Origin of the sequence: Sandarakinorhabdus sp., assembly GCF_031430775.1 — a bacterium.
Classification (GTDB): Bacteria; Pseudomonadota; Alphaproteobacteria; order Sphingomonadales; family Sphingomonadaceae; genus Sandarakinorhabdus.
The window spans coordinates 1-6,621 of record NZ_JANPCD010000101.1; the positions used below are offsets into that span (position 1 = coordinate 1).

Genomic DNA, 6,621 nt, shown 5'->3' on the forward strand with positions numbered 1-6,621 from the left:
GGCTACACGCTCGACGAGATCATGAACGACATCACCGGCGCCACCCCGGCGTCGTTCGAGCCGACCATCGATTATGTCGTCACCAAGATTCCGCGTTTTGCCTTTGAAAAGTTCAAGGGCGCCGAGCCGCTGCTTGGCACCGCGATGAAATCGGTGGGCGAGGTGATGGCCATCGGCCGCAACTGGCAGGAAAGCGTGCAAAAGGCGCTGCGCGGCCTCGAAACCGGCCTGACCGGCTTTGACGAGGTCGAAAACCTGATCGGCGCCAGCCATGAAGAAATCGAGGCCGAATTGTCGCGCCCGACGCCGGACCGCATGCGCGTCGCGGCTCAGGCCTTGCGTGCCGGCATGAGCGTCGAGCGCATTCACGAGATTGCCCGGTTCGAACCCTGGTTCCTGCGCCAGATCGAGGAGATTGTCCTCGCCGAAGCCAAGGTGCGCGCCGAAGGCCTGCCGACCGGACCGAACGGCATGCGCCGGCTGAAATCCATGGGCTTTTCCGATGCGCGCCTGGCCACGCTGACGGGCCGCAGCGAAGCCGATGTGTCGGCCGCGCGGCGCGCCCTGAATGTCCGCCCGGTGTTCAAGCGCATCGACACCTGTGCGGGCGAATTCGCAGCCAAGACGCCGTACATGTATTCGAGTTACGAGGCGCCGAGCTTTGGCGTGCCTGATTGCGAAAGCGACCCCAGCGACAAAAAGAAGATAGTCATCCTTGGCGGCGGCCCGAACCGCATCGGGCAGGGCATCGAGTTTGATTATTGCTGCTGCCACGCCTGTTTTGCGCTGGGTGATGCCGGCTTCGAGACCATCATGGTCAATTGCAACCCCGAGACCGTGTCCACCGATTATGACACGTCGGACCGGCTGTATTTCGAACCGCTCACCGCCGAGGATGTGCTGGAAATCCTGCACGTCGAAATGTCGCGCGGCACGCTTGTCGGCGTGGTCGTGCAGCTTGGCGGACAGACACCGCTGAAACTGGCGCAGGCGTTGCAGGATGCCGGCATCCCCATCCTCGGGACCAGCCCCGACAGCATCGACCTGGCCGAAGACCGCGAACGCTTTGCAGCGCTGATCGGCGAACTTGGCCTGAAACAGCCGGAAAACGGCATTGCCCGCAGCCGTGACGAAGCCATCGCGGTGGCCACGCGCATCGGTTACCCGGTGCTGATGCGGCCATCTTATGTGCTGGGCGGCCGCGCGATGGAAATCGTCGATACCGAGACACAGCTCGATGCCTATATCCGCGAGGCTGTTGTCGTGTCGGGCACATCGCCGGTGCTGATCGACCGCTATCTGCGCGATGCCATCGAGGTCGATGTCGATGCCGTCGCCGATGGCACCGATGTGTTCGTTGCCGGCGTGCTCCAGCATATCGAGGAAGCCGGCGTGCATTCGGGCGATTCGGCCTGCTCGCTGCCGCCTTACAGCCTGCCGGGCGACATCATCGCCGAAATCGAGCGGCAGACGTCGGTTCTGGCGCATGCGCTCAGCGTCAAGGGGCTGATGAACGTGCAGTTCGCGGTCAAGGACGGCGATGTGTACCTGATCGAGGTCAACCCACGCGCCAGCCGCACGGTGCCGTTCACCGCCAAGGCAACCGGCATTCCCGTTGCCAAGATTGCGGCGCGCGTCATGGCCGGCGAGATGCTGGCCAGCTTCGACCTGCGCTCGCGCGCCACCGGCACGCACATCGCGGTCAAGGAAGCGGTGTTCCCGTTCGCGCGCTTTCCGGGCGTTGATCCGGTGCTTGGCCCCGAAATGAAATCGACGGGCGAAGTCATGGGCATAGACGGCGATTTTGCCACGGCCTTTGCCAAATCGCAGCTTGGTGCCGGCACCAGGTTGCCGGACACGGGCCGCGTGTTCATTTCGGTCAAGGACAGCGACAAGCCGCAAGTCATTGCGGCGGCGCGAGATCTGGTGACCATGGGATTCACGCTCATCGCGACCAGCGGCACGGCGCAGGCGCTGGCACATGCGGGCCTGCCGGTGGAAACCGTCAACAAGGTTGCCGAAGGCCGGCCACACATCGTCGACCGGATCAAGGACGGCGATGTCGCCCTGATCTTCAACACCACCGAAGGGCTGCAATCGCTCAAGGATTCGGCCTCGATTCGCGGCTCGGCGCTGTATGGGCGGGTGCCGTATTTCACGACGGCGGCGGCATCGGTGGCATCTGTTGCGGCAATTGCTGCACTGCGGCGACGTCCGCTTGCGGTTCGGCCACTCCAAGATTATCATACTCGGCCCTGAACACGGGCCAGCCCTTAAAAATGCCGGACCGAAACGGAGCGGGACTTCCGCCCCGTATCAGGATTTTTGTCGTATCCGCCCCCGGGCGTTAGAATGAGTGGATCAAAATGGCGACGATGGACAAGGTCCCGATGCTGCCCGAAGGCAAGGCCACGCTGCTGGTCACCCTGAGGCGGTTGAAGGAAGAAGAGCGGCCCGCAGTGGTGGAAGCCATCGAGGAAGCGCGCGCCCATGGCGATCTGTCCGAAAACGCCGAATATCATGCCGCCAAGGAACGCCAGGGCCAGATCGAAGCGCAGGTCATCGAACTGGAAGACATGTTGGCGCGCGCCGTGGTCATCGATCCGACGACCCTGTCGGGCGACAAGGTCGTGTTCGGCGCCACCGTGCATCTGCAGGGCGAGAACGACAAGCCGGTGACCTACCAGATCGTCGGCCAGCACGAAGCAGACGCGCGCAAGGGCCGCATCAGCTTTTCCTCGCCGCTCGGCAAGGCATTGATCGGCCGCCGCGTCGGCGAAGAAGTGGAAGTGCACACGCCGTCGGGCGAGCGTTACTACCAGATCGAAAGCCTGAAATTCGTTTGATATGCCGCCGGCAGGAGTGACGGACTTCAAGTCGCCAACCGCCTATGCCACCCGCGGCCTGATCGCGGTCTGTGTTGCCATCCAGCTTGTGATGGTGCTGGGCGGCCCTGCCGTGTCAGCGGCGATCGGCTGGGATTTCGGCCTGATCCCGCTGCGTATCACGGCGGCATTGCAGGGCAAGGCCGAACTTGTCTCGGCGCTGGTCAGCTTTGTCAGCTACAATTTCCTGCACTGGGACTGGATGCATCTTGTCATCAACATGGCGATGATCGGGCTGCTTGGCCGTGATGTCGAATGGCGGCTTGGTCGCACGGGCTTTGTGCTGCTGTTCGTGCTGGGCGGCATCATCGGCGGCGCGGCGCAAGTGCTGGCAATGCCCGACAGCCTGTCGGAAATTCGCGGCGCCAGCGGAGGCGGCGCTGCCATATTGGCGGCCTATGCCATGCTGTTCGGCAAGACCAAGGTGGCTGACAAGCGGCTGCTTGGCCTGCGGGTGCCGGGCGCACTGCTTGCGGGCCTGTGGTACGCGGCAACATGGATACTGCTCCAGCTTGCGTCCGGCTTGGCCTTTGACAGCCCGGGCAATGCGCTGGCGATCTGGAGCCATATCGGCGGGTTTCTGGCCGGAATGGCGCTGGCCCGGCCCCTGTCACATTGGCTGTCGCGGTCGTTGCCGCAGTAATACGGCCCGGCTGCGACAGTTTTGGCTTTGCGGTTCGGGCGCGAAACGCCTAGCGACAGCGGCATGAACGGGAACACACAGATGCAGCGCAAAACGGCAATCGTCATTGGCTCCGGCATTGGCGGGATCTCCTGCGCCATGCGGCTGCAAAGCCTCGGCTTCGATACAAAGATCGTCGAAAAACTCGATGCGCCGGGCGGCCGCGCCTATGTCCGCCGCGCTGATGGCTTTGTCTTCGACATGGGGCCGACCGTGCTGACCGTGCCGCATTTCATCGAAGAACTGTTCAGCCTCGAACGCGATCACGCGATGCTCGGCGAGCCGGATTTCCCGGCGCACATCCTTGACGAAAACAAGCGCATCACGTCCGGCATCTCGGGCGGGCCGAACACCGGTCGCTATCTGGAAATCGTGCCGATCCTGCCATTTTACCGCATCTATTTCGATGACGGCACCTATTTCGATTACGACGCCGACCCGGTGCGGGTGCGTGAACAGATCCTGCGCCTCGCGCCCGAAGACCTTGAAGGCTATGAGGCGTTCCACGAACAGGCGCGCGCCATCTTCAAGCGCGGGTTCCTCGAACTCGGCTACACCTATTTCGGCAGCCTTGGTTCGATGATCGGCGTGGTGCCAGACCTGCTGCGGCTCGGCGCCGTGCAGCCGCTGTTCTCGCTCATCAAGAAATATTTCAAGTCCGATAAGATGCGCCAGGTGTTCAGCTTCGAACCCCTGCTGGTAGGCGGCAACCCGCTCAAGGTGCCCGCTATTTATGCGATGATCCATTTTGTCGAAAAGACCTGGGGCATCCATTTCGCCAAGGGCGGCACCGGCGCGCTGGTAGCGGCCATGGTCAAGAAATTCGAGGAAATGGGCGGCGTCCTGCACCTGAATGCCGAAGTGGCCAAGATCAACGTCGAAAAGCGCGGCCGTGCGCGCGTCGCCACCGGCATCACGCTGGCCGATGGCCGGGTGATGCACGCCGATGTCGTGGTCTCCAACGCCGATTATGCCACCACCTACCTCAAGATGGTGGACAAGGCGCACCGTACCATCAACCGCGATGCGCTGGTGAAATTCCGCAAGCAGTCCATGTCGTTGATGGTCATTTATTTCGGCTATAAAAAGCAGGAAGGCGACCCCGATCTCCAGCATCACAACATCATCCTGGGGCCACGGTATGAAGAATTGCTGACCGATATTTTCGATCGCAAGATCCTCAGCCCCGATTTCTCGCAGTATCTGCATATCCCGACGCTGACCGATCCCAGCCTGGCGCCCGAGGGCTATCATGCGGCCTATACGTTGATCCCGGTGCCCAACAACCAGAGCGGTATCGACTGGTCGATCGAAGGCGACAAGCTGGCCGACACGGTGCTGACGTTCCTCGGCGAGCGCGGCTATATCCCCGGCCTCAAGGACCGGCTTGCGCACATGAGCTTTGTGACGCCCGATTACTTCGAGCAGGTGCTCGGCAGCCATGTCGGCAACGGTTTTGGTGTCGAACCGGTGCTGACGCAGACGGCGTTTTTCCGCCCTCACAATCGCTCCGAGGATGTCCACGGCCTGTATCTGGTCGGGCAGGGCACGCAGCCGGGCGGCGGCACGCCGTCCGTTATGATGTCGGCCAAGATGACAGCCCGCGAGATTGCCCGCGATTTCGATGTCGCTGGCAGCATCGTTAACGGCGTGCCGCAGGCCGGCACGAGCGTCAACGGCGTACCGCAGGCCGCCTGAGCGCCGATGCGCGCGCTCGTTTGCCATCATCTCAGCGATGATCGGTCCGGGCTGCGACTTGAAAGCAGTTGGCCGGAGCCGCCGGCACCGCTAGCGGGCGAAGTCACCGTGGCAGTGCATGTCGCGGGGCTGAACTATCCGGATTATCTGATGCTGTCGGGCGGATACCAGTTCCGCCCGGAGCTGCCGTTCGTGCCGGGCACGGAAGGGTGCGGCACCATTATCGCAGCAGGGCCGGGCGCAGAGACGCTGCTGGGCGCCCGCGTGATGATCGGCGGCCGCCAGGGCTGCTTTGCCGAACGCATAACGGTCTCAGCGCGGCAGGTCCGGCCGGTGCCGGGCATGCTGGGCGATGCCGAGGCCGCCAGTTTCACTGCCGGTGCCCTGACCGCATGGGTCGGGCTGATGGTACGCGGACGCCTGAAAGCGGGGGAGCGCGTGCTGATTTCCGGTGCCGGTGGCGGTATGGGCCGTGTGGCGGTGCAGCTTGCGCGGCACGAAGGCGCGCATGTGGTGGCAGTGGCCAGCACGCCCGAGCGCCTCGCGCTGGGAATCGCGGCCGGCGCGCATGACGGCGTGCTGATCGACAGAGCGGCGCCGGAAATTGCGTTGCGCGACATTGATCTGGTGTTCGACCCGGTTGGTGGCCCGCTGGCGCCGGTGCTGCTGCGCACACTGCGGCGCGGCGGCCGCTATGCCATCATCGGTTTCACAGCCGGGCGCCCGGCACCAGTGCCGCTCAACCGGCTGCTGCTGAAGGAAGTCGAGCTGATTGGCGTGCGCGCCGGCGAACAGGGCCGGCAGGACCCGGCGGCAGGGGCGCAACATATCCGCGAAATCGATGCCCGCGCCGACGCACTGCGCCCGCACATCGGCCTGTCGGTTGCGCTGGCCGACGCCGAAATTGCGCTGGCGGCCATGGGAGCGGGCACGCTGGACGGCAAGGCCGTCGTCGCTATCAACTGACGGCCAAAGCTCGCACCCCCTTGAAGGAATCGGCTCGTCCCGCTAGGCGGTGCGCCATCGTCTGCACTCGGGGCGATCTGGCCGTGCTGACGCGGGGCTGAAAAAATGGCACCGGACAGGTGGCCGAGTGGTTTAAGGCAGCGGTCTTGAAAACCGCCGTAGGTGAGAGCCTACCGTGGGTTCGAATCCCACCCTGTCCTCCATTTCCTTTGCGCGACCTGCACACAAGGGGTTCCGCTTTCACCCCCTCTTTGGCACAAGATATACGATGCGTGTGTTCCTTGCCCTGCTCCTGCTCCTCCTGCCATCGCTGGCCCATGCCGATGAAGGCGCAGATGCGCTCGCCTTCAACCTGTGGCTGGCCAACTATCGCGCCGACGCCATCACGCG

General features: G+C 63.6%; 5 protein-coding genes and 1 tRNA gene. All 6 read left to right on the forward strand.

Annotation, left to right across the window (positions count from 1 at the left end):
- A partial coding sequence (gene carB, locus RMQ73_RS06035; protein ID WP_310497182.1) for a carbamoyl-phosphate synthase large subunit occupies window positions 1-2,259 on the forward strand: 2,259 nt, incomplete at its 5' end.
- Between the two features lie 107 nt (window positions 2,260-2,366).
- Entirely contained in the window at window positions 2,367-2,846 is a 480-nt protein-coding gene (gene greA, locus RMQ73_RS06040; protein WP_310497183.1) for a transcription elongation factor GreA, read from the forward strand.
- Window position 2,847: 1 nt separating this feature from the next.
- Window positions 2,848-3,528: a rhomboid family intramembrane serine protease gene (locus RMQ73_RS06045; protein WP_310497184.1), complete on the forward strand. Its 681-nt coding sequence runs from the start codon at window positions 2,848-2,850 to the stop codon at window positions 3,526-3,528.
- An 81-nt stretch (window positions 3,529-3,609) separates the two neighbouring features.
- Entirely contained in the window at window positions 3,610-5,265 is a 1,656-nt protein-coding gene (gene crtI / locus RMQ73_RS06050) for a phytoene desaturase family protein (protein ID WP_310497185.1), read from the forward strand.
- Window positions 5,266-5,271: 6 nt separating this feature from the next.
- Entirely contained in the window at window positions 5,272-6,231 is a 960-nt protein-coding gene (locus RMQ73_RS06055; RefSeq protein WP_310497186.1) for an NADPH:quinone oxidoreductase family protein, read from the forward strand.
- A 113-nt stretch (window positions 6,232-6,344) separates the two neighbouring features.
- A tRNA-Ser gene (locus RMQ73_RS06060) sits at window positions 6,345-6,434 on the forward strand.
- Window positions 6,435-6,621: the final 187 nt, after the last annotated feature.